Below are 21,900 nucleotides of genomic sequence, written 5' to 3' on the forward strand. Positions count from 1 at the left end.
TATGAAAGATCACAAGAAGAAACCCAACCAATACGCCAAACCGATAGCAATATCGGTTGGTTTGCATGCAATTCTAGTTGCAGCCCTGCTTTGGGGGACGGACTTCAACATGTCTAAACCAGAGCCTACAGGGCAAATGGTTCAAGCTGTTGTCATCGATCCAAAACTTGTGCAGCAACAAGCGAAAGAAATTCGCCAGCAACGCGAAAAGGCAGCGAAAAAAGAACAAGAGCGTCTTGATAAACTGAGACGCGAAGCAGAGCAGCTAGAAAAAAACCGCAAAGCTGAAGAAGAGCAAATTCGCAAGTTGAAAGAGCAGCAAGCGAAAGATGCTCAAGCGGCGCGAGAAGCAGAAGCTGCACGTAAGAAAAAAGAGCAAGAGCGCAAGCAGGAAGAAGAACGTGTTCGCAAAGAAAAAGAGCGAGCTGCTAAGCTAGAAAAAGAGCGCAAGGAAAAAGAAGAAGCCGTGCGTAAAGCTGAGCAGGAGCGTTTAGCAAAAGAAGCGGCTATAGCAAAAGCTGAGCAAGAACGTTTGGCTCGTGAAAAAGCAGCAAAAGAAGCGGAAGAAAAAGCACGTAGTGAGCGTGAAGCTGCTGAAAAAGCTGAACAAGAGCGCATTGCAAAAGAGAAAGCGGCAAAAGAGGCAGCGGAGCGAGAGCGTAAAGCGAGAGAAGCAGCTGAGCGTGCCGAGCGTGAGCGTAAAGCTCAAGAAGCCGCGTTAGATGATATTTTTGCGGGTCTCGAGGATGAGGTCAGTAAAAACAGTGCTGCGCGCAATCAATTTATTGACGACGAACTTTCTCGTATGTCATCCATCTATACTCAAAATATTCAGCAAAAGCTGATTAAGGATGACTACTTGCTGGGAAAGGAGTGTAGGGTAAACATCAAATTGATTCCGACAGGAACTGATATGATGGTCTCTGGTGTTACCGTTTTGAGTGGCGATACTCGAGTATGTGCTGCGGCGAAGCGAGCAATAGCTCAGGTAGGGACGTTCCCTAAATCTTCAGAATCAGCGGTCAATGAAAGACTAAAAGACATCAACATAACTGTTGCTTTGGACTAAAAGGAATAAGACGTGATTAGACGCCTTTTACTAGGAATGTTTGTACTGTTTAGCAGTATGACAAATGTGGCGAATGCCGCATTAGAGTTGGTCATTACCGATGGTATTGATTCAGCACGACCAATTGCTGTTGTTCCGTTTAAGTGGGAGGGCACACAAGCGCTTCCAACGGATGTTTCTGCTGTTATCGCCTCGGATTTACAACGTAGTGGTAAATTCAGCCCAGTTCCAACGAGCAAAATGCCACAAACACCGTTCAGTGAATCAGAAGTTAATTTTGATGCTTGGACCAATTTAGGTGTGGATGCGCTATTGACTGGTTCAATCAAGCAAAACGACCAAGGTGACTACGTTATCAACTATCAACTTGTTGATATTGTGCGTGGTCAGTTAACAGGTGGGAAGAGTAAGGCGCTTGGTAGTGACGGTGAATTAGTCCTGTCAAAAGATCATGTGCTGTTCAATAAAGTAGCCACTGTTCAAGGGCCTCGTATGCGTGAGTACGCTCACCGTATCTCTGATTTGGTGTATGAGCAGTTAACTGGCGACCGTGGCGCTTTCATGACTCGTATCGCATATGTGGTAGTGAACGATAAAGACCGTTTCCCTTACCAACTTCGAGTCGCTGATTACGATGGCTACAATGAGCGTCTGGTTTTACGCTCTAAGCAACCATTAATGTCACCAGCGTGGTCACCCGATGGTAAAAAGCTTGCATATGTTAGCTTCCAAAATGGCCAAGCAGAAATCTTCATCATGAACATCTACACCGGTGAACGTGAGAAAATTACTTCATACCCACGTCACAATGGTGCGCCAAGATTTTCGCCAGATGGCAATAATTTAGCGATTGTTCTTTCTAAAACAGGCTCGCTTCATGTTTATACGTTTGACCTTAACACTCGTAAGCTGACGCAAATTACGCGTGGCAGATCAAATAATACGGAACCGTTCTGGCATCCGGATGGAAAATCGTTGATTTTCACATCGGATAGGGGTGGTAAACCACAGATTTATCAAGTAAATTTGGGCAGCGGTTCTATTGACCGTTTGACTTGGCAAGGCAGCCAAAATTTGGGTGGTCAGATTACTCCTGATGGGCGATTCCTAGTTATGGTGAACCGCAGCAACGCAGGATTTAATTTGGCGAAACAAGATTTGGAAACTGGTGCTCTTCAAGTCTTAACTAAGACCTTGCTTGATGAGTCTCCTAGTATTGCCCCAAACGGTGGCATGGTTGTGTATAGCTCGATTTACAACAAGAAAAACGTACTATCGATGGTGTCAATTGATGGTCGATTCAAAGCTAGATTACCGGCAACAAATGGGCGTGTTCGAGCGCCTGCATGGTCACCGTTTTTGTAGTAATAAGTTTGATTAATAAAGGAAAATAAGATGCAACTGAACAAGGTTCTAAAAGGGCTACTAATCGCGCTTCCTGTAATGGCTGTTACAGCGTGTAGTTCAAGCGACGACGCTGCTTCTAACACTGGTGCAGCAACAAACAACAATGGCGCAGTGGAAACAACAGTAGCTACGCCAATTGATCAAAGCGGTCAGTTGACAGAGCAAGAGCTAAAAGAGCAAGCGCTACGTGAAACTCAAACAATCTACTTTGCTTTTGACAACTCAACAATTGCAGCAGATTACGAAGAGATGCTAGCGGCTCACGCTTCTTACCTAAGCAAGAACCCAGCACTTAACGTAACTATCGAAGGTCACGCTGATGAGCGTGGTACTCCTGAGTACAACATCGCTCTAGGTGAGCGTCGTGCACAAGCAGTAGCGAACTACCTACAAGCACTAGGTGTTCAAGCTGACCAAATCTCAATCGTTAGCTACGGTGAAGAGAAGCCACTTCTTCTAGGTCAATCAGATGAAGTTTACGCTAAGAACCGTCGCGCGGTTCTAGTATACTAATTCGAGGTAATCCTCATGTTCAGTAACACTAAGCGCGCTGTTGCGCTTACGTTACTGGCAAGTGCAGCGAACTTTGCGTTCGCTGCACCAGCTCCAGTATCCGATCTCAACAGCACATCATCCGTCTCTAAGAGCCGTTCATCTGAAACGGAAGTAGAGCGTCTAGAGCGCTTGCTACAAAACCGCAATCGCGTTCAGCTCCAAATGCAACAGCAAATTGACCAAATGTCACAAGAGATCAGTGAATTGCGTGGTCAATTAGAGCGAAATGGCTACGAAATGAAGCAAATGTTGCAACGTCAACGTGAGTTGTTTGTCGAGCTGGATCGTGTTCGTGGAGAGATAAAATCCGCGCCTGCGCAAGAAGCGAAACCGGCTAAAACAGGTGGTCAGTACACACCAAATGTTGATGAGCAAACGGCATACCAAAATGCAGTCGACCTCATCCTTAAGAAACGTGACTACACTGGCGCAATTGCAGCGTTCCAGCAGTTCCAGAAAGATTATCCTGATTCTACATATTCAGCGAATTCTCACTACTGGCTAGGTCAGTTGTACTTCGCTAAAAAGCAGGATGAGGATGCAGTGAAAAGTTTTGCCGCTGTGGTGTCTTACAAAGACTCCAATAAGCGAGCCGATGCGTTGCTTAAATTAGGCGAAATCGCTGAGCGTAATAACAATGCAGCTCAAGCGAAAAAGTACTACCAACAAGTGGTTGATGAATACCCAGGTAGTGCATCTGCAAAACTTGCCAGCTCTAAGCTGTAAGACGTTATGTTTTGAAAAGGAAGCCTCGGCTTCCTTTTTCTTTTCCATTTTCTGTTGGTGCAGAACGGCTAAGTCGATAGCAATGATGCAGAGCCTCTGACCTTGTGTTGCACCGAATTTCGCTACTCGGAAATGCTACCTGTAACAAAGATATACGGCTAGACCGCTAGAAATCCCCGCGACAAGTTGGTTTTTGAAAATTAACGAGGTTACAATACTCGGATTAAAGGAAGTTGCGTAGAGCAAGAGCAATGAGCCATATATTAGATAAAATCGACACTGTTTACCCATTCCCACCGAAACCAGTTCCATTAAGCGAAGAAGAAAAAGCATCTTACATTGAGCGTATTAAAAAGTTACTCAAAGAAAAAGATGCGGTACTTATCGCGCACTACTATACCGACCCTGAGATTCAAGCCCTAGCTGAAGACACTGGCGGGTTTGTTGGTGACTCGTTGGAAATGGCGAAGTTTGGTAATCGTCACCCTGCAAGTACATTGATTATTGGTGGTGTTCGCTTTATGGGCGAGTCGGCCAAAATTCTGACACCAGAAAAGCGCATTCTAATGCCAACGTTGGAAGCGGAATGTTCGCTTGACCTTGGCTGTCCTGCGGATAAGTTCAGCGAGTTTTGTGATGCTCACCCTGATCATACGGTTGTAGTTTACGCAAATACTTCAGCAGCGGTTAAAGCCCGTGCCGACTGGGTCGTTACATCGAGCATTGCGCTTGAAATCGTGGAACACTTAGACGCTGAAGATAAGCCAATTATTTGGGGACCAGACCGTCACCTAGGATCGTACATCGCTAACAAAACTGGCGCAGATATGCTGCTTTGGCAGGGTGAGTGTGTGGTTCATGATGAGTTCTCTGCTGATGCGCTACGAAAAATGAAGAGCGTGTATCCAGATGCGGCTATTTTGGTTCACCCTGAGTCACCAGCAAGCGTCGTAGAACTTGCCGATGCCGTTGGATCAACGAGTCAGCTGATCAAAGCAGCGAAAGAGCTTCCTCACAAACAAATGATCGTTGCGACAGACAAAGGCATTTTCTTTAAAATGCAGCAACTTGTGCCAGAGAAAGAACTTATCGAAGCGCCAACCGCAGGTGCAGGCGCAACATGTCGCAGCTGTGCACACTGTCCTTGGATGGCAATGAACGGTTTGAAAGCAATTGAGAAAGCGCTTAGTGAAGGTGGTGAAGAGCACGAAATTTTTGTTGATGAAGCGCTACGTGTGAAATCACTTATCCCACTGAACCGCATGCTAGATTTTGCTGAGCAGCTAAATATGCAAGTGAAAGGTAATGCTTAAAAAGTAGGCGTAACTGAAAGTAAATCTCAAAAACCAGCCGAATATGGCTGGTTTTTTTGTGTCTTACTATCAATGAGTTACTATTGATGCAATCAATGAATATCGAGGTCATAAATTTATGGCGGTGTGGTTAGTAGTTAAAAAGTGGCTTAGTTCCCACCTTTTTAAATTGAGCAACCGAAGCCTTCTCATCTTTAGTGGCTTATATGTGAGCCTTTCATGGTGGCTGCTGGTTCTCGCTGGTGAAACAGCATTAACAGACAGTTTCGCTAACTTTATCTATTACCTCATGGTTACGGCGAGTACGGTGGGTTATGGCGACCATTCTCCAGTAACAGATATGGGTAAATGGGTTGTCGTACTATTTGTAATCCCCGGCGGTTTGAGCTTATTCGCCGCATTATTGGGGCGTGTCGCTGGAGCAGCGATGGACTATTGGCGAGCGGGTATTTTAGGAAAACGGAGAGTAAGAGTGGAAAACCATATTGTATTGTTGGGCTGGAATGGATCGAGAACGATGCACCTTATTCGCATGTTACAACATGAAGAAGAGGGAAAGCGTCCGATTGTTTTATGCAGCCGTTCAGAAATAGAGAACCCGTTACCTGGCGAAATCAGTTTTATCAAAGTGACCAGTTATACCGATTCGCAAGAAATGAAAAACGCCAATATTGCCGAAGCCGCTTGCATTATTGTGGATAATCTCTCGGACGACATTACCTTGTCAGCCGCTCTATACTGCGCATCTGTAAACCCTTCCGCTCATTTGGTCGCTTACTTTAAAGATGAAGCGCTAGGCCGACTTCTAAGTCAGCATTGCCCGAAAGCGGAATGCATACCTGCTGTTGGCGCAGAAATGTTGGCAAAAGCGGCGGTTGACCCGGGCTCAAGTGCGCTTCATCAGGAGCTTTTGGCTTCAACACGAGGTATGACGCAATACTCAGTTATTTATCCCGAGGGTCAGTCTGCCACCACTATTGAGAATCTCTTCGTTTTTCTCAAAAGACGCCATCATGCCACGCTGATTGCTTTTGATATTGGCGATGGTATTCAACTCAACCCAGATTTAGATGCTGAAGTACCCGCGAGTACCAAGCTGTTTTACATTGCAGATGAACGTATTGAAGATTTTGCCTGGAAAGAAATGAACAAGGAACAATAATGCACATGATTGCTGGCCTGTTAGCAGGCTTCCCAAACTTTTTACTCTATTTCTCTGTTTCTATTATTTTTGTATTGGCGTTTAAGTTCATCTACGTCAAGTTGACGCCATACGATGAGTGGCATCTGATCAAAGAAAAACAAAATACAGCAGCAGCGATTGCGCTAAGTGGGGCCTTCCTTGGTTACTGTCTCGCGATTTCGGGGGCGGCAAAAAACTCAGTCAATATCGTCGATTTTATGGTATGGGGCGTTGTTGCAATGCTTGCTCAAATTATTGCATTTGCAATTGTACGCTTTATTTTACTTCCGAAAGTGGCAGAGCGTATCGAAAAAGATGAACTGCCAGCCGGTATTGTATTAGCAGCAGTTTCTGTTTCCGTTGGCGTATTGAATGCCGCGTGCATGACCTACTAGGAGGAACGATGAAGCGGAGTTCTAACGTTAAACGTTCTTCCATGGACAAAAGCTTAAAGCTTGGGAAAATTCTTCCCTTTGCTGCCTTTGGTGGTATTTTCTTCTTTGCTACGTACGAGTCAAAAACAGAAGGGTACATTTTTTCTGATGCTGATGAGTGTAAATCTAACTCGCCTGAGTTTAGTGAACAGTGTGACATTGCATACCAAGAAGCTTTAGCTCGTGCCGAACAAAATGCCCCTCGCTACCGCAGCGAGTTCGAATGCGAGAATGATTTCTACGAGGATGATTGTTACTACAGTTCCAGTTCCCGAGCTTATGTACCTAACTTTGGCGGTTTTTTTTACAGTCGCTCATTAAGCGGGTTGAAAGGTTATAACAAGAGCTATTACTCAGAGCCGATGTACCGTTATAAATCCAAATTCTATAATGGAGCAGGACAATTCTTTGGCTCCTACCGAAATCAGCCGACCAAAGTTGCGACGAATAGCCTTAATAAACGTGGTGGCGGCACCATTGGCAGGGCGATGTCTCGAGGCGGGTTTGGTAAAGCGGTGTCGGTCAGTCGAGGCGGTTAAAAAGCACTATGTTTCGACGAGAAATACAAGAGCGCGAAAACTGGCGTGAATTAGCACGCCAGTTTGGTTTTGGTTTCCATACCATGTATGACCAACCGTATTGGGATGAGAGTGCTTACTATCAATTCACGCTGGAGCAAATTGAGCGCGATATAGAAGCGCCCACTGAAGAGCTGCATCAGATGTGCCTGGCTATTGTGGATGAAGTCGTTCGGAGTGAGCGGTTGCTGACGCAATGTGCGATCCCTGAATCTATGTGGGAGCAGGTCGCTTCTTCATGGAGACGAAGCGAACCTTCGCTTTATTCGCGGCTGGATTTCGCGTACAACGGGACCTCGCCAGCAAAATTACTGGAAAACAATGCGGATACGCCAACCAGCTTGTTTGAAACTGGCTTTTGGCAGTGGGTGTGGCTAGAAGATGTTGTAAATAAAGGTCGAGTTCACCAGAGCGCGGATCAATTCAATATTCTTCAAGACTTTTTGATCGAGCGCTTTGCCGAAATAGCAAAATACCAACCAGGACAAACACTTCACTTTAGCTGCTGCAAGTACACTGAAGAAGATAAAGGGACTGTCCAGTATTTAGAGGATTGCGCGCGAGAGGCAGGGTTAGCAACGGCATTCGTGCATGTCGAAGATATTGGAGTGACGGAAGATGGTCTGTTTGTGGATGCTGACGACAGAGCGATTCGTTGGATGTTTAAGCTTTACCCTTGGGAGTTTATGTTTGAAGAGGAATATGCGAAGTACTTAGCGACTGCGAACGTAAACTGGTTAGAACCGATGTGGAAGTCGATTCTATCCAATAAAGCACTTTTACCGTTATTGTGGGAGCGCTTTCCTAATCACCCGAACCTTTTGCCCGCTTATTTTGCTAACGATTCAAAAGCGAACACTATGAGAGATTATGTCATCAAGCCACTATTTTCTCGAGAGGGCGCGAACATCGAGATCGTCATCGATGGAAAACGTTTTGTTAAAACGTCAGGGCCTTATGAATCTAAATTCAATATCGTCCAGCAATACCATCCACTACCTAAGTTTGGGCACAACCATACGTTAATTGGCAGTTGGTTGGTCAATGATAGAGCTGCCGGTATTTCGATTAGGGAAGACAGTAGCTTAGTGACTCAAGATATGGCGCGGTATATTCCACATGTAATTTTAACATGATCAAAAAAGCTCTCCATTTGGAGAGCTTTTTGTCTATTCAGCCGTTCAATCTTGATGGTCGACAGCGTTGCGTCTATTGTTCTTCAGCTAATGCAACACCGCGCTGGGTAAGACCACATAACATCACTGGCATTGCATTGAAGATCTCTTCAAACTGCTCTAAGCCTTCCATACCTTGTTCGGCCAATGTTTCAATGGTTGTTTCTGGGTCGTAAAGCATAGTAAGAGAAAGTAAAACACCACCGAGTAGGGCATTATCTTCGCTATCCTCAGGCATCAACGTTTCCCAGTCATCACGCGCAAGTTGCCAGCCTTGTAATACACCTTCACAGAAATCGCGAGCCTGACTTGTTACAATGTCTTGCTCATCTAGCGCGCACCCTGCAGGCCACTGCCAAGTGCCTTCTAGGAGAGCGGGACGAGTTTGGTTCCACATTTGTACAATCTCGTCAATGTACTGCTCTAGTTGTTCACCGTCAGTAAATGGCGCTGTTTCTTCTCCACCCCATAAGAATGGCAACCACTCTTGAGGCATTAATACGTTTGGCGCTGCAGCCATCGCTGTTACAAAGCCTTGAGTTTTTGCTAGGTTTAGTAGTTTACCGTCAAGTTCTGGGAGAGAAAGGATGTCTTGTAGTTTCAAAATAGAATACCATTTGTTAATGGGCTGGTTGATTGCGCTCATCTTACCAATCAATTAGTGATAAATCGATATTAGGGAATGATTCACACATCTATGGAAATTCGCTCATCACTTAGAAAAAAAAGCATTCTCGCCCTAACACTTTACCTGTGCTTCTTTATCGCCACTATCGGTTCTGTCGCCTATTTGGTTGTTGAGCCACCGGTTAGACAAAAGCTAGAGCAAAACCTAGAGTTACGTACCCAACTCCTGGCTCTTGAGATAAAAGAGCCCCTCCTCAGTTCTACAGGTGTATTGAGCAGCTTAGTAGGGCTAGCCCAAGGGACTGAAAATATTCAATCTCTCAACACAATAATTCCACATATTCTTCAATTGAGTGACAAGATGCTTGTTAGTGGTGGCGTATGGCCTAAACCCGAACTCAAAGCAGAACAATGGAGATATAAAAGTCTATTCTTCAATAAAAACAGTGATAGTGGTATTGACCAAATTCACTCCTACAATAACCCCGAATCTGGCGGTTATGATAATGAACCCTGGTATGTCGCTGCCGCCGATGCTCCGGTAGGTTCTGTTAGTTGGTCTACGGTTTACATCGATACCTTTACTCAGGTCCAGATGATTACCGCGTCTTCTCCGTACTACCAAAACGGTCGATTCGCTGGAGTTGTAACGGTAGACCTATCACTTGATGCACTTTTTCAGTTTATTCGAGAGCACACGAACCAGCATTCTTTGGGGGTAGTGGTTCGCGATGCTGACTCAAACGTGATTATTGAACACAACTTTCAACTGACGGACGAAATTTATGTCAGCGAGCTTGATTTCGGAGAGTTCGACTGGCGCATGGAAGTTGTCAATGCAAAAGCTAAAGTCGCCGATCAAGTGTTTGAACAAGTGATGAGCGTTGAGGGGAGGATCATTCCATTTTTGCTCTTGTGTGTCTTGGTCGGTTACTACTTACTGAATCGCTATATTGTTGAACCAATTGTTCGCATTGCCGCTAAGATTGATGACTCGAAAACTGGTGGGATCATAGATATTGACTACGATAGCGATGACGAAATCGGACAGCTTATCGAGAAGTTCAATGAAAAGACGATCTATTTAGAGCAGGAGAGAATAAAAGCTCAGGCTTCGACAAACGCTAAAACGGCATTCTTAGCCACATTGTCCCACGAGATTCGCACACCAATGAACGGTGTACTAGGAACTGCCCAGATACTGTTAAAAACACCACTTACCGATGAGCAGCGTAAGCACCTGAGAACACTTTATGATTCAGGTGATCACATGATGACATTACTCAATGAGATTTTAGATTACTCAAAAATTGAACAAGGGCATGTTGAGTTTGAAAATAAGCCTTTCCCAATTGAGTCGATTATCGGCAGTATCAAGAGTGTTTATCAAACTCTATGTGCAGAAAAAGGTCTTCGCTTTAGAGTCGTCTCGCATTTACCAACGGGTCGTTGGTACAACAATGACAAAGCCCGTTTGCGTCAAGTACTGTTCAATCTACTCAATAACGCTGTTAAGTTCACCGATCGTGGCATCGTAGAGGTAGAGCTAGCCGAGAAATCGAGTAAGGCAGGCACCAAGCTGATACTAAAGGTAAAAGATACAGGAATTGGTATTTCAAAAGAGGCACAAAAACGCATTTTTCGTCCTTTTGAGCAAGCGGAGTCATCAACGACTAGACGGTTTGGTGGTACAGGGCTTGGTTTAGCAATAGTCAAAGAAATCGCGGAACATATGGGTGGGCAAGTGGTTGTAGAGAGTCAGAAGGACGCTGGAACGACTTTTACTGTCGAAATTGCCCTTACACCTTGCAAGCCAGGTAAAGTAGAGTCAATCAATACACATAAATTGAACTGTAAAGGGTTGAAAGCACTCATTGTTGAAGACAACCGAACAAATGCGATCATTATGGAAACTTTCCTCCGAGCCAAGGGCTTTGAGTGCACAAGTGTCGAAAATGGTCAGCTTGCAGTCGATGAGGTTGCGATCAAACCATTTGATTTGATACTGATGGATAATCATATGCCTGTTCTAGATGGCGTTGGGGCCATATCAGCCATTCGAGCAATGAGTTCACCTGCTAAGTCGGTACTGATTTTTGGCTGTACAGCGGATGTGTTCAAAGAAACACAAGAGCGTATGATTAATGTAGGAGCAGATCACATAATAGCGAAACCAATAGTGGAGTCTGAATTAAATGATGCACTGTATCTTCATGCGACACAGTTATATCAGTACCAATCGGACTTTGATGGAAATGCAGCAGATAGCTTTAATGCTGAAAAGTGGTTACTCAACTTCTATGTCGCTCTAGATAATGGACATCTTAATGAAGCACTTGAGGCTATTTCAGCGATCATTGCGGAGGCTCCCCTTGAACTCAGTGGCGACGTTTCTTCAGTCGCCGAACGGATAAGAAGTAACTTAAAGCGTCAGCAATCCCCAGACCAAGATGATATCGATACATTAACGATTTTGCTGGCCTCACCATAATTTAATCAATATGGCGCAACTGTGAATTGTTCTTACTATTCATACGTCATCCAGCTTCGTGACAAACTCTTCTAACCCGCAATGAACACGCTTGCAGTTTTACTTTTACGAGTAAAACTGCAAGACCTTCTACTGTGATTATATCGGTAATACTCTGAATTTTCGCAGCTTGGTAGCATAAGCTATAGGAGTGACTGTTTTCGGTCCGAGTTTTGTTCTAACTTTACGTCGAAATAATTATCGTAACCCCTTTTTATGTAAGTGAAATCCGTGTTTTTGTACCATTTTTACGTGATTTTAGGCGTTTTTACTCGCCATTGGTGAAAAAAACTACTTTTACTTTAAAAGTTGGTTATAAATTTACAACTTAATTTTAAATACAGAACCATAAGCTAGTTTTTGTGTGCTCTAATTGCATCATTAACTGGCTTGGTGTCTTTTTAGTGGTTAATAGTTTTATTATTTTTATTAATTGCAGTGTTTGATTTTAAGGGTTTTGTAAATGAAGTCTCGTGGACCATTTTGTATTCGTCACGCCGCAGCGGATACCTTTGCTATGGTTGTTTTTTGCTTTATCACAGGGATGATTGTCGAGATTTTGATTTCAGGGATGACATTTGAGCAATCTCTAGCATCGCGTACGCTATCGATTCCAGTGAATATCGCCATTGCTTGGCCGTATGGGGTTTTTCGTGATTGGGTGCTGCATCAAGGTAGTAAGGTGTCGCCGTCTTCCTTTATGAAGAACATCTCTGATCTGGTCGCTTATGTACTATTTCAATCTCCAGTTTATGCGGGTATTTTATTCGCAGTTGGCGCGTCTACAGATCAAATTGTGACCGCAGTGGCAAGTAACGCTGTTATTTCTTGTGGCATGGGTGTGTTGTATGGGTACTTCTTGGACATGTGCCGCCGTTGGTTCCGTGTTCCCGGTTATTCTCAAAGCATGTAAATGCCCCGGTTTTGCTCAATTTAGTTACTTAGTGAGCAATCGATTCGAAAAGGGCGCTTTTTTTTATGTTTAGCCTTGACCATCAGGCACATAATCATTAAATTAGCGCCTCGTTAGCCAATGATGCTAACCAAAATTTGATTCGGTGAGTTGTCCGAGTGGCTGAAGGAGCACGCCTGGAAAGTGTGTATACGGCAACGTATCGAGAGTTCGAATCTCTCACTCACCGCCACATTCTAAAAGGTCTGATTTATCAGGCCTTTTTTCATATCTGCACTAAAGTAATGCGTCATTGAAAGTACATAAGAGTACTCAGAGTGCAAACGCAACTCTATCTACAAGCCAACTGTTCATATCTCACCTCGATACAACGCCAAAATTGAAGAAGCTATACAGAGGCAGCCATAATCTGATTGGTGCGGGTTAGCCCATCCGCTTTAATCTAGAATTTAGCACCCATATCACATGAGGTATGAATACGGCCACAAGAATGAACGTATTGCTACTAGATGCTAAGCAAAACAGCCATGAACACGAATACAACAGCAATCATAACAAAGAGATCTGTGTTTGGATTGAGGTCATCTGGGTTAAATTTTTCAATGCTTTGCGTCGTTTTGCATCTTATCTTCATGTTCTTGTCCTTATTTCATGTACTATTTCAACAGCAACATAACATGCAATTGAGTGTTCACAAGTCATAAAAAGCATAAGTATACTTGCACCTCATTGAGCGCAAAAAAAATACTCAAAGCGTTTTAAAGTGGCGGTCTACCTTTTGTAACATCAAATGTTCTTTCTGTTTTTGTGCCTGTATCGCTATAGTTGAGAAACGGTTATCTCGTTCTAGTTAGGAATAAACTACTGGCTGCCGCTACATTCTCTCAGCGTTCCCACTCAGTCGCTTTGGGTAGATACTTTTGTCGTGAGTACTGCAAAAAAAACGCCGCATGAGCAGCGGCGCTTCGTTGAGGAATTCCCTTCCTACTTGTAGCTAAGTTCTGTCGCTTTGCCTTTGAAGATCCGGTATACCACAAAGGTGTAAAGCAATATCACCGGCATAACAATCATTACACCGTAGCCCACGATTATTAATGTCGCAGGTGAGGAGGCCGCTTGTTGTGCGGTCATCAACCCCGGCACAACTTCTGGGAAGAAGCTGTACGCAAGACCTAGAAAGCTCAACGCGAAAATGACGGTGACACCAAAGAAAGGCCAGCGCACACCCAGATCATTCACCATTGGAACCTGACGCAAATAGCGATCAACTAGGAAGATGGTTGCCAATACAATTAACGGAACTGGGGCAAGCAACAAGATTTCTGGGAAGCTGAACCAACGCAAGGCAACTTGTTGATTTACAATTGGGTTTACAACACTCACTACCAAGATACCCAGAGCCGCTAACCAACCAGCACGGCGAGACCAACGCGCCGAGCGTATTTGCAAATCACCTTCCGTTTTCAGTACCAACCATGCGCCACCGATGTAAACGTACGCCGCTGTTACACAAAGTGCGCTTAACCATGCAAAGCCAAATGCTTCGGTTGATTGCTCAAACCCCATGATGTAACGACCCACCATGTAACCCTGAGTTAGTGCGGTGATTAGCGAGCCAATTCGGAAGCACCAATCCCAATGAGGCTTATGATCCGAGTTGGCTTTGGCTCGGAAGTCGAATGCCACGCCACGCATGATCAGTGCGATAAGCATGATGGCGGTCGGCATATAAAGCTCCGTCAAAATCAAGCTATGAGCGGTAGGAAAGGCAATCAGCAGAATACCGACGGCTAACACCAACCACGTTTCATTCGCGTCCCAGAAAGGGCCGATAGATGCTATCATTCGGTCACGTTGCGCTTCATTATCACTTGGCAACAGGATACCGACGCCAAGGTCGTAGCCGTCGAGCACGGCATACATAAAGACCGAGAAGCCAAGCAGCAGAAGATAAATTTCTGGTAGATAGTCGAGCATGATTAGGCCTCTTGTTGTGTCAGTGGGACTTCATGGGCAGCAACGTCTTTGCGCGCCAAATAGAACAGGGTATGGATGTACGCAACCAGTAATGCAGCGTAAATGGCTAAGTACATAATGAGCGAAGTCATCACACTGCTGCTCGCTACCGTGGTGACTGCTTCTGATGTACGCAATACACCGCTGACTAGCCAAGGCTGTCGACCAATCTCAGTAACATACCAACCCGCAAGTGTGGCAATCCAACCAGAGAACGTCATGGCTAATACCGTGTACAGGTAAGGTTTAGGTAGCGTTTTTTTGCGTGCTAGTTTCACCGCGCCATACCAGCTAACCAGCAGCATAAGAACACCCACACCGACCATCACGCGGAAACCAAAGAACAAGGGCTTCACTGGCGGGTGATCAGGTGCAAACTCGTTAAGTCCTTGGATTTCCCCGTCTAAGTCATGCGTCAGAATCAAACTCGCTAACTTCGGGATGCCCACTTCAAAATCATTGCTGCGAGTTTCTTCATTTGGCATCGCAAACAGAAGAAGAGGCGCGCCTTGCTCGGTCTCCCACACGCCTTCCATCGCTGCGATTTTTGCAGGTTGATGTTCAAGCGTGTTTAACCCGTGAAGGTCACCGACAAAGATTTGTACCGGGATGAACCCAGCCGCCACGAACAGCGCGACTTTTAGGCCAAGTTTGGCTGAGCGGTGATCTGACTTTTTCATTATTTGATAAGCCGAGATACCTGCAATCAAGAAGCTGGCAGTCAGCGCCGATGCTAATAGCGTGTGTAGAAGACGGTACGGTAAAGAAGGATTGAAAATAACTTCCTTCCAACTGGTTACATGCACAATACCGTCAATCACTTCATAGCCACTTGGTGTGTGCATCCAGCTGTTAAGCACCAGAATCCAAAATGCGGACATACTTGTCCCAACAGCAACCAGAACGGTGGCGAGAGTATGAACCCATTCCGGTACTCGTCCTCGTCCAAAAAGCATTACACCCAGGAAGGTGGCTTCCATAAAGAAGGCGGTCATCACTTCGTATCCGAGCAATGGTCCAGCTACGTTTCCGACTCGTTCCATAAAGCCTGGCCAGTTGGTACCAAACTGGAAACTCATCGTAATGCCGGATACCACACCCAAGGCGAAAGTGAGAGCGAATATCTTGACCCAGAAGTAATAAACATCGAGCCATACGGGGGCTTGTGTGCGGTTATATCGCCATTTGAAAAACACCAACATCCATGCCAACGCAATGGTGATGGTCGGGAAGAGAATGTGAAAGCTGATATTGGCCGCGAATTGGATCCGCGACAGCATGAGGGTATCTAACATCTTGGTTCCTCAAAAACGTGCCATACTAAAAATCGTGTCTATCTGTAATTTAGTTACGAAAAGTCGGGCAGTTTGGATTCATGTATCGAGAAATACAGGTGATTCTGTTTTCTTCTAACCATGATTTATATCAACTAAGACAAAGAAAGGAGTGTAGGAAATTGTCTCAAAATGCCACTAATAGTCGCGAGAAGTGAGTAAAAGAAAGCAAATGTAACTGAAGGAGCATGGATTAAGATTAGTTCGAATTATCCTTATGATGGTTTCGATAATACTGAAATAAAATTACAGAAACAATATTTTTAGTAAGGAAATTTGCCTTGCCTTCTCTTTGAACCTCCATACTATTTATACACTAGTCATGTCGAGATCATCTCAAACACAGCAAGCTTACTGACAGTTAAGGTGGGAAACTTTAGCTAATTGATAAACTCAAAATTGCGCCGTTAATGACATATGCATCATAAGTTCGTTAGCACTCGACCAGAAGTGCGATAGGCTACATTTTTATACTAGCGAACGATTTAGCACTAGGTAATTCGGCTTTCACTAAATCAACAAGTCGACTGCGGACCATTTTCGATTCCTGATGAGTTTCAATCCAAACTGACACTTACTTTTCAGCAAGTGTGCTAGTGTCTTTCTTGTTATTTATTAAATAATTAATAAATGCCGATATGGTAAAGAGAGTTGTGGACAGCTATCTCGAGCAGTAGACTGACGCTAGCCAGAGAGTCTGACTTTGAGGGGGGCATTCTACATGAATCTTGGATTCTGCCACCGCAAATCTGATATTGAATTTGATGGAGATGGATAATGAACGACAGTTGGGCTAATTTCTTTCCTTACTTTGCTGGAGCTTTTAAGCTTATTGTATTAGGGATAGGAGCCTACTTAGCCATTAAATGGCATTTTGACGAAGAGCGAAGGGTAAGAGAAGCGGAAGGTGTGGTGTTTGATAACCCAAGTCTCATGAAAAAGTTTGCGAAGACGCTAACTCTGCCATTCCTTTTGTGTCTTCTAGTTCTTCTTGTTATATATGCTACCAACTGGTTCCTGTACTGACGGCTTTATTGTTTGTTGTAGTAAAGTTGAATGCTGCCACCTCTGAGAGTCGAGCCGTAGTTGAAGTTAACGCCTATGCCGAAATTGTCCAACCAATCAAAGGGCTTTGGTGCATAAAATAGCCATCCTATAGAAGCTTCGTAGTAATGCGGACTTCCAAGTTCGTCGCTTAAATCATGCGAAAGGTCGACTCTTTTAATCCCAGTAAATAAAGCTTGCTCACCGTGATAAATATTGTAGTAACCGGTGATTTCATTAGATAGGTACCAACCTTTAGGGTTGCCTATATTGCCGTTATTTGCGCTTCCCCAGCTGTGCCCAATGAATGAATTCAATGTCGAACTGGCATGCCATTTCCCCCAACTTGTGGGAGACGTGTATTTGGCTTTAATGGATGGTTGAACTATTGCCGCCCATGCTGAAACGTTAACGGCACGGCCGTCTAGGATTCTTCCAATGATGGATGAAAGTTTATTATCGGTAGAGAATGAGTTTTTATAACGCATAAGGTGAGTCGTCGTTCTGGTGCTAAGGGTGACGTTTTCACTTGCTTTGTATAGATACCCATAACCAATCGATGCACCGTATGTCCTTTCCTTGAGAAGATCCTTACTTGTGCCGAATAGTTTGAGATCATTCTCTGTTTGTATCGTAAATGCCTTAAACGACAGCTCATGTAAGTCCTCGCTGCCCTCTATGTCAAAGTTAGTCGTGTAAGGGAGAACATATACGGATTTGCTTCGACGTTCATTGATTGACTCGTCAGTCCCGAACTCTGGGTTGGCGGTATCAAATAATGCATTCGGATCAAAGTCGCCAATACCAAACGCAATTGCGTCAGTGTCGGACAGCAACACCGCGATAGAAAAACGTTGTTGGAGAAGGTTGCTAATTTCCTTATCTAGTGGATCCGCTTGAGCAGTGTGAGGAAGAGAGAGTAGGAGAGCGAGCGAAACGACTCGCCACTCCACTGAGGCGAAGTTGGGTTGGAACATTTTGGCTCTTTCAAATGGTTCATGCATGGAGTTTTCGGACGTACCGGTACGCTAACATTAGTTTAATCGTTGAATGGTCGGTGTAACTTTGAGAAATCTATGTTTTCTCATATTGATATGAAAAAGTTCCTTAAACGAGTTTAGCTTCAATGTGTATGCTGCACCAGATTTGTTTAGCAACATCATTCTTTTCTGAAGATGTAGCAAGACTTTGTGACTAGGTTGCATTATTTTCTTTAATGTGTCTCTTGAGAGGAAAATAGCAAACTTTTTTATTGCCTTGGCGCTCAAGAAAATCTGAATCGTTCACTGTGCTACTGGTTAACTTCGAAAACTTGTAAGCATCCTGTCTGCCAACATCACGACTAACATCATCAAGGAGTACCCTTAAATACGTCAGATAAACAATGGTTTTTTTGAGCTTTAGAAGAAATGTTCGGACCTTTGCATATTCCGCGGTGGTGCTCAATCCAAGAACTGTGTTTTGTATGTGTCCTCAGTAAATCATTGAGTCGATCTATTCTTCAAAATGTGGTCCCTTTAAATTCACTTTCTGTTACATATTTTTCGTTTTGAAAGAGCATTTTAATTTGCATCTTTTGAAAAGATCTATTTGTTAAATTTTGTATAAAATCAACTAATTGTTGAAATTAGAACCCTTGTCAAAAAGTCATTAGATTTCATGTTGAATAGCCTCTTTTACCTAATGGTATACTCTATTTGTTTGATATAATTTCCGGCAGTTTGTATACCATAAATAAAGAGAGTCTATTCATGTTCCAGAACTTAACGATCAAGCAGAAGATAGTGATTCCGCTGTCATTGATTATTGGATTGTTTATTGTGAGCTCTGTATTAAACGTTATGACAAGTTGGAAGCAATCTGAATTGAGTGAGACACTCAACGAACAGATCGTGCCGAACTTGTTAACGATTGAGGATGCTTATCGCGATCTTTACCAAGCAACATCTGCAATCCAAGGTGTTGCACTTTCTGATACTCAAAACGATATTGATCATCACATCGGTGAATACAAAGACAACGCCTACAAAGCACTGCCACGTATGGAACGAATGATTGAGCTATCACAAGCCGGTGTGATGCCTTCTACACATGGTAATGAAGTTCGAACGCTTGTCTCTTTGGGTGAAAAGTGGTTAGCAAGTTATGAGGCGATGCTACGTTTACCTCAATCTCAATGGCGTGGTTACTACAATGAGCACAAACATACCTTTGAAGACCAATTTATCGAGGTTAGAGCGCAGCTTAACGTTGTAAAAGATGCAATAGAAGAAAAGCAAAGCCAATTGAAGGACGAAATATCAGCGGCTGCAACAAGAGCAGAACTCATTCTTGAGGCTGGCATTGTGATTGTTATTTTTGCCGCTATCGCGATGGCTTTTTTGTTGTTACAAACGGTTGTGAAGCCTATCAATGATATTAAAAATGCGATGACAGAAATTGCGTCCGGTGAAGGTGATCTAAGTCAGCGAATCGATGTAAAAACACAAGACGAAATTGGCAATTTAGCAGACGCATTTAACCAGTTTGTGTCCAAAATTCAAATGACAGTCGCTCAGGTAATTGAAAGCTCAAATACCTTACGTAACGAAATGGCAAATCTTAGCTCGTTGACCACGACCATCGCGAACTCGACCGTTTCTCAGCAAAAAGATAGCGAGGCGGTAGCGGCGGCAGTGCATGAAATGCAAGTCACCAGCAGAAATGTAAGCGATAGCGCTAACGAAGCTGCGGTTGCGAGCCAAACAGCGAATGATGAACTTACCAATACCAATGTTATTTTGGATCAAACGGTTAGCTCAATTCGTAGCCTCGCAAGTGAAATCGAAAGCGCAAGCCACGTCATTAACACATTGGATCATGATGTGAGTAACATTGCGTCCGTACTGGATGTAATTCGTGGTATTGCCGAGCAAACAAACTTATTAGCGCTTAACGCAGCCATTGAAGCGGCTCGCGCTGGAGAGCAAGGGCGAGGCTTTGCTGTGGTAGCGGACGAGGTTCGTTCTTTAGCCAGTCGTACGCAACAGAGTACGGGAGAAATCCAAACCATGATTGAAAAGCTACAATCTGGTGCAGGACAAGCTGTAGAAGTGATGCGCGGTAGCCAAAATAGCAGTGATGAAACGATCAAGTCCGCTGGCCGAGCGAGTGAATCCCTTTCTGAAATCTTGAACGCGATTTCACGTATGAACGAGATGAATACACACATTGCAACGGCTGCGAGCCAGCAAAGTACAGTAAGTGACGAAGTAAATAGCAACGTACAAGGCATTGCAGACAGTAGCACTTCAATTGTGGAAATCGTAAACCAAGCGCAAGCTTCTTTAGCCATGTTGTCAGAGCAAACTCAACGTTTAGATCATCAGGTCAGTCAGTTCAAAGTATAAGCTTGAGAACAGCAATCTCACTGACGAAATAACCCGCTTCTTAGCGGGTTATTTTTTAGATAAGTGGCGAACCTGACTTGTGAAATTTCGACTATATTTACATTCCTTTCTCACTTTAGTTCGTATACCAGAGTGGGCAAATAACCCTAGACAGCGGTAACAAACTCTGTACAGCGTGATGATGTTTTTATCATCACTTTTGCTGCTTTTTAACCATTGCAATTGCACACAGGAAAATGTGATTTCCAACCCAAAATCTTCAAATTTGAGAACTTCATAACACCTTTACCATAAACGTTTTTCGTAAGCGTATAGAACTGTAAATTTTGTTGTATGTACAACACTGGGTATTTATCATCCTAATTAATTTGTTCTGGATATACATCCGTTAGTCATTATTAAGTCATTCTAGAAGCTTTTAATAAGGAATCTTGAAGGCTTGTCGGTAGATAAGAGAGAAAAATTCATGAGACGTAAAACCACGCTATCTCTGCTGATTGCGTCGAGCCTTTTTGTGGTTGGATGTCAACCTAGCGAAGAAGGATCGAGCCAAGGTGGTGGTCCTGCGCCCGCAACCGAAGTAGAAGTGTTAACAGTGCAGCCAACGCGCCAAGCATTGACAGTAGAGTTGCCGGGTCGTAGCCGAGCATTCAAAGAAGCAGAAGTTCGTCCGCAAGTTACTGGCATTATTTCGGAACGAAATTTTGTTGAAGGTGGATTTGTTGAACAAGGACAGTCGCTATATCAAATTGATGATTCGTCATTTCAGGCGGATTTGCTGAGCGCTGAAGCGGAATTAATCCGTGCGCAAGCTGCGGCAGAGTCGACCTATGCCACGGTGAAGCGTTACAGAACCTTGATCACCAAAAAATCCATCAGCCAACAAGACTTGGATGAAGCAGAAGCGGCATACAAAGAAGCGAAAGCGCAGGTCCTAGTCGCAAAAGCCAAGATCAACACAGCAAAAATCAACTTAGATTATACGCAAGTCAAAGCTCCGATTAGCGGGGTGATCGGTAAATCGAGTGTGACAGCGGGTGCGTTGGTTACGGCTAACCAAGCTGCCAAATTAGCGACCATTCAGCAGCTTGACCCTATCAATGTTGATATTGTGCAATCATCCGCGCAACTGCTGCGTTTGAAAGCATCACTCTCCCAAGGCCATATGCAAGAAGATGACTCTGCGCAAGTTACATTGATGCTTGAAGATGGCAGCACTTACGAACACAAAGGCACAATGAAATTTACTGAGGTCAATGTGAACGAAAGTACGGGCAGCGTGACGCTTCGTGCCGAATTCCCAAACCCTGACGGTTTGTTGCTACCTGGAATGTTTGTTCGTGCGACGGTCATTACTGGTGTCGACCCTGATGCGATTCTAATACCACAAAATACGGTATCTCGTGATGCGACAGGTAAAGCGACAGTGATGACGGTTAATGGCGAGAACAAAGTGGAAGCGAAACCAGTGAAGACTGCTGAAGCGATCAATAGCCAATGGCGCATTATTGATGGTTTGAACGCGGGTGATAAAGTCATTACCGCCGGTTTACAAAAGGTAGGGCCAGGCAGTTCGGTAACTATCCAAAACGGTGAACAGGAGTAAT

General features: G+C 44.1%; 19 protein-coding genes and 1 tRNA gene. 15 read left to right on the forward strand and 5 right to left on the reverse strand.

What is annotated here, in order from left to right; translation table 11 throughout:
• Position 1: 1 nt before the first annotated feature.
• The 9 genes from tolA (at position 2) to R7D93_RS07600 (ending at position 8,401) form a co-directional block, all read left to right on the forward strand.
• On the forward strand, positions 2-1,069 hold the full coding sequence (gene tolA, locus R7D93_RS07560) for a cell envelope integrity protein TolA (RefSeq protein WP_213868328.1): 1,068 nt from the start codon (positions 2-4) through the stop codon (positions 1,067-1,069).
• Between the two features lie 12 nt (positions 1,070-1,081).
• Positions 1,082-2,434: a Tol-Pal system beta propeller repeat protein TolB gene (gene tolB, locus R7D93_RS07565; RefSeq protein ID WP_213868329.1), complete on the forward strand. Its 1,353-nt coding sequence runs from the start codon at positions 1,082-1,084 to the stop codon at positions 2,432-2,434.
• A gap of 30 nt (positions 2,435-2,464) precedes the next feature.
• Positions 2,465-2,989, forward strand: a complete 525-nt coding sequence (pal, locus tag R7D93_RS07570; RefSeq protein ID WP_005378293.1) for a peptidoglycan-associated lipoprotein Pal — start codon at positions 2,465-2,467, stop codon at positions 2,987-2,989.
• A 15-nt stretch (positions 2,990-3,004) separates the two neighbouring features.
• Complete coding sequence (ybgF, locus tag R7D93_RS07575; protein WP_225495531.1) at positions 3,005-3,757, forward strand: tol-pal system protein YbgF; 753 nt, start codon at positions 3,005-3,007, stop codon at positions 3,755-3,757.
• 251 nt (positions 3,758-4,008) lie between these two features.
• Positions 4,009-5,070, forward strand: coding sequence for a quinolinate synthase NadA (nadA, locus tag R7D93_RS07580; RefSeq protein WP_017820046.1), 1,062 nt, complete (start codon positions 4,009-4,011; stop codon positions 5,068-5,070).
• Positions 5,071-5,188: 118 nt separating this feature from the next.
• Complete coding sequence (locus tag R7D93_RS07585; RefSeq protein WP_017820047.1) at positions 5,189-6,232, forward strand: potassium channel protein; 1,044 nt, start codon at positions 5,189-5,191, stop codon at positions 6,230-6,232.
• Positions 6,232-6,648: a DUF350 domain-containing protein gene (locus tag R7D93_RS07590; RefSeq protein WP_005378281.1), complete on the forward strand. Its 417-nt coding sequence runs from the start codon at positions 6,232-6,234 to the stop codon at positions 6,646-6,648. Before R7D93_RS07585 ends, R7D93_RS07590 begins: the two co-directional genes overlap by 1 nt.
• A gap of 8 nt (positions 6,649-6,656) precedes the next feature.
• The gene (locus tag R7D93_RS07595) at positions 6,657-7,226 is read left to right on the forward strand and encodes a DUF1190 domain-containing protein (RefSeq protein ID WP_025766906.1); all 570 of its coding nucleotides are present in this window, start codon (positions 6,657-6,659) and stop codon (positions 7,224-7,226) included.
• An 8-nt stretch (positions 7,227-7,234) separates the two neighbouring features.
• The gene (locus R7D93_RS07600) at positions 7,235-8,401 is read left to right on the forward strand and encodes a glutathionylspermidine synthase family protein (RefSeq protein ID WP_042522104.1); all 1,167 of its coding nucleotides are present in this window, start codon (positions 7,235-7,237) and stop codon (positions 8,399-8,401) included.
• A gap of 73 nt (positions 8,402-8,474) precedes the next feature.
• On the opposite strand, the gene R7D93_RS07605 is transcribed toward R7D93_RS07600, so the two are convergent.
• On the reverse strand, positions 8,475-9,086 hold the full coding sequence (locus R7D93_RS07605) for a YecA family protein (RefSeq protein WP_005378278.1): 612 nt from the start codon (positions 9,084-9,086) through the stop codon (positions 8,475-8,477).
• 51 nt (positions 9,087-9,137) lie between these two features.
• Between R7D93_RS07605 and R7D93_RS07610 the strand changes: the two genes are divergently transcribed.
• The 3 genes from R7D93_RS07610 (at position 9,138) to R7D93_RS07620 (ending at position 12,742) form a co-directional block, all read left to right on the forward strand.
• Complete coding sequence (locus tag R7D93_RS07610) at positions 9,138-11,558, forward strand: hybrid sensor histidine kinase/response regulator (protein ID WP_225495533.1); 2,421 nt, start codon at positions 9,138-9,140, stop codon at positions 11,556-11,558.
• 502 nt (positions 11,559-12,060) lie between these two features.
• Positions 12,061-12,510 carry an L-alanine exporter AlaE gene (locus R7D93_RS07615; protein WP_005378276.1) on the forward strand — a complete coding sequence of 150 codons (450 nt, stop codon included), beginning with the start codon at positions 12,061-12,063 and terminating at the stop codon, positions 12,508-12,510.
• 144 nt (positions 12,511-12,654) lie between these two features.
• Positions 12,655-12,742 (forward strand) — tRNA-Ser (locus R7D93_RS07620).
• A gap of 273 nt (positions 12,743-13,015) precedes the next feature.
• On the opposite strand, the gene R7D93_RS07625 is transcribed toward R7D93_RS07620, so the two are convergent.
• The 3 genes from R7D93_RS07625 to R7D93_RS07635 form a co-directional block, all read right to left on the reverse strand.
• Entirely contained in the window at positions 13,016-13,144 is a 129-nt protein-coding gene (locus R7D93_RS07625) for a hypothetical protein (RefSeq protein ID WP_256902832.1), read from the reverse strand.
• A gap of 350 nt (positions 13,145-13,494) precedes the next feature.
• A complete protein-coding gene (locus tag R7D93_RS07630; protein ID WP_132936546.1) occupies positions 13,495-14,487 on the reverse strand; it encodes a cytochrome d ubiquinol oxidase subunit II in 993 nt (330 codons plus the stop codon).
• Positions 14,488-14,489: 2 nt separating this feature from the next.
• Positions 14,490-15,821, reverse strand: coding sequence for a cytochrome ubiquinol oxidase subunit I (locus R7D93_RS07635; protein ID WP_225495534.1), 1,332 nt, complete (start codon positions 15,819-15,821; stop codon positions 14,490-14,492).
• Positions 15,822-16,637: 816 nt separating this feature from the next.
• Here R7D93_RS07635 and R7D93_RS07640 point away from each other — a divergent pair.
• A complete protein-coding gene (locus tag R7D93_RS07640; RefSeq protein WP_005378271.1) occupies positions 16,638-16,886 on the forward strand; it encodes a hypothetical protein in 249 nt (82 codons plus the stop codon).
• 5 nt (positions 16,887-16,891) lie between these two features.
• Here R7D93_RS07640 and R7D93_RS07645 read toward each other — a convergent pair whose 3' ends face one another.
• Positions 16,892-17,881: a Solitary outer membrane autotransporter beta-barrel domain gene (locus R7D93_RS07645; protein WP_167415112.1), complete on the reverse strand. Its 990-nt coding sequence runs from the start codon at positions 17,879-17,881 to the stop codon at positions 16,892-16,894.
• 774 nt (positions 17,882-18,655) lie between these two features.
• Between R7D93_RS07645 and R7D93_RS07650 the strand changes: the two genes are divergently transcribed.
• Together R7D93_RS07650 and R7D93_RS07655 are read left to right on the forward strand one after the other, a co-directional pair.
• Positions 18,656-20,293 carry a methyl-accepting chemotaxis protein gene (locus tag R7D93_RS07650; protein WP_225495536.1) on the forward strand — a complete coding sequence of 546 codons (1,638 nt, stop codon included), beginning with the start codon at positions 18,656-18,658 and terminating at the stop codon, positions 20,291-20,293.
• 466 nt (positions 20,294-20,759) lie between these two features.
• Complete coding sequence (locus R7D93_RS07655; RefSeq protein WP_053349487.1) at positions 20,760-21,899, forward strand: efflux RND transporter periplasmic adaptor subunit; 1,140 nt, start codon at positions 20,760-20,762, stop codon at positions 21,897-21,899.
• The last annotated feature ends 1 nt before the right edge of the window (position 21,900 follow it).

This window comes from Vibrio sp. YT-15, assembly GCF_033337445.1.
Classification (GTDB): domain Bacteria; phylum Pseudomonadota; class Gammaproteobacteria; order Enterobacterales; family Vibrionaceae; genus Vibrio; species Vibrio alginolyticus.

Excerpts from the sequence above, each read along its gene's own strand:
- R7D93_RS07585 (WP_017820047.1), top strand. The coding sequence starts at position 5,189 with ATGGCGGTGTGGTTAGTAGTTAAAAAGTGGCTTAGTTCCCACCTTTTT.
- R7D93_RS07590 (WP_005378281.1), top strand. The coding sequence starts at position 6,232 with ATGCACATGATTGCTGGCCTGTTAGCAGGCTTCCCAAACTTTTTACTC.
- R7D93_RS07655 (WP_053349487.1), top strand. The coding sequence starts at position 20,760 with ATGAGACGTAAAACCACGCTATCTCTGCTGATTGCGTCGAGCCTTTTT.
- ybgF (WP_225495531.1), top strand. The coding sequence starts at position 3,005 with ATGTTCAGTAACACTAAGCGCGCTGTTGCGCTTACGTTACTGGCAAGT.
- R7D93_RS07605 (WP_005378278.1), bottom strand. The coding sequence starts at position 9,086 with ATGAGCGCAATCAACCAGCCCATTAACAAATGGTATTCTATTTTGAAA.
- nadA (WP_017820046.1), top strand. The coding sequence starts at position 4,009 with ATGAGCCATATATTAGATAAAATCGACACTGTTTACCCATTCCCACCG.
- R7D93_RS07645 (WP_167415112.1), bottom strand. The coding sequence starts at position 17,881 with ATGTTCCAACCCAACTTCGCCTCAGTGGAGTGGCGAGTCGTTTCGCTC.
- pal (WP_005378293.1), top strand. The coding sequence starts at position 2,465 with ATGCAACTGAACAAGGTTCTAAAAGGGCTACTAATCGCGCTTCCTGTA.
- R7D93_RS07615 (WP_005378276.1), top strand. The coding sequence starts at position 12,061 with ATGAAGTCTCGTGGACCATTTTGTATTCGTCACGCCGCAGCGGATACC.
- R7D93_RS07650 (WP_225495536.1), top strand. The coding sequence starts at position 18,656 with ATGTTCCAGAACTTAACGATCAAGCAGAAGATAGTGATTCCGCTGTCA.
- R7D93_RS07595 (WP_025766906.1), top strand. The coding sequence starts at position 6,657 with ATGAAGCGGAGTTCTAACGTTAAACGTTCTTCCATGGACAAAAGCTTA.
- R7D93_RS07600 (WP_042522104.1), top strand. The coding sequence starts at position 7,235 with ATGTTTCGACGAGAAATACAAGAGCGCGAAAACTGGCGTGAATTAGCA.
- R7D93_RS07630 (WP_132936546.1), bottom strand. The coding sequence starts at position 14,487 with ATGCTCGACTATCTACCAGAAATTTATCTTCTGCTGCTTGGCTTCTCG.
- R7D93_RS07640 (WP_005378271.1), top strand. The coding sequence starts at position 16,638 with ATGAACGACAGTTGGGCTAATTTCTTTCCTTACTTTGCTGGAGCTTTT.
- R7D93_RS07610 (WP_225495533.1), top strand. The coding sequence starts at position 9,138 with ATGGAAATTCGCTCATCACTTAGAAAAAAAAGCATTCTCGCCCTAACA.
- R7D93_RS07635 (WP_225495534.1), bottom strand. The coding sequence starts at position 15,821 with ATGTTAGATACCCTCATGCTGTCGCGGATCCAATTCGCGGCCAATATC.
- tolA (WP_213868328.1), top strand. The coding sequence starts at position 2 with ATGAAAGATCACAAGAAGAAACCCAACCAATACGCCAAACCGATAGCA.
- R7D93_RS07625 (WP_256902832.1), bottom strand. The coding sequence starts at position 13,144 with ATGAAGATAAGATGCAAAACGACGCAAAGCATTGAAAAATTTAACCCA.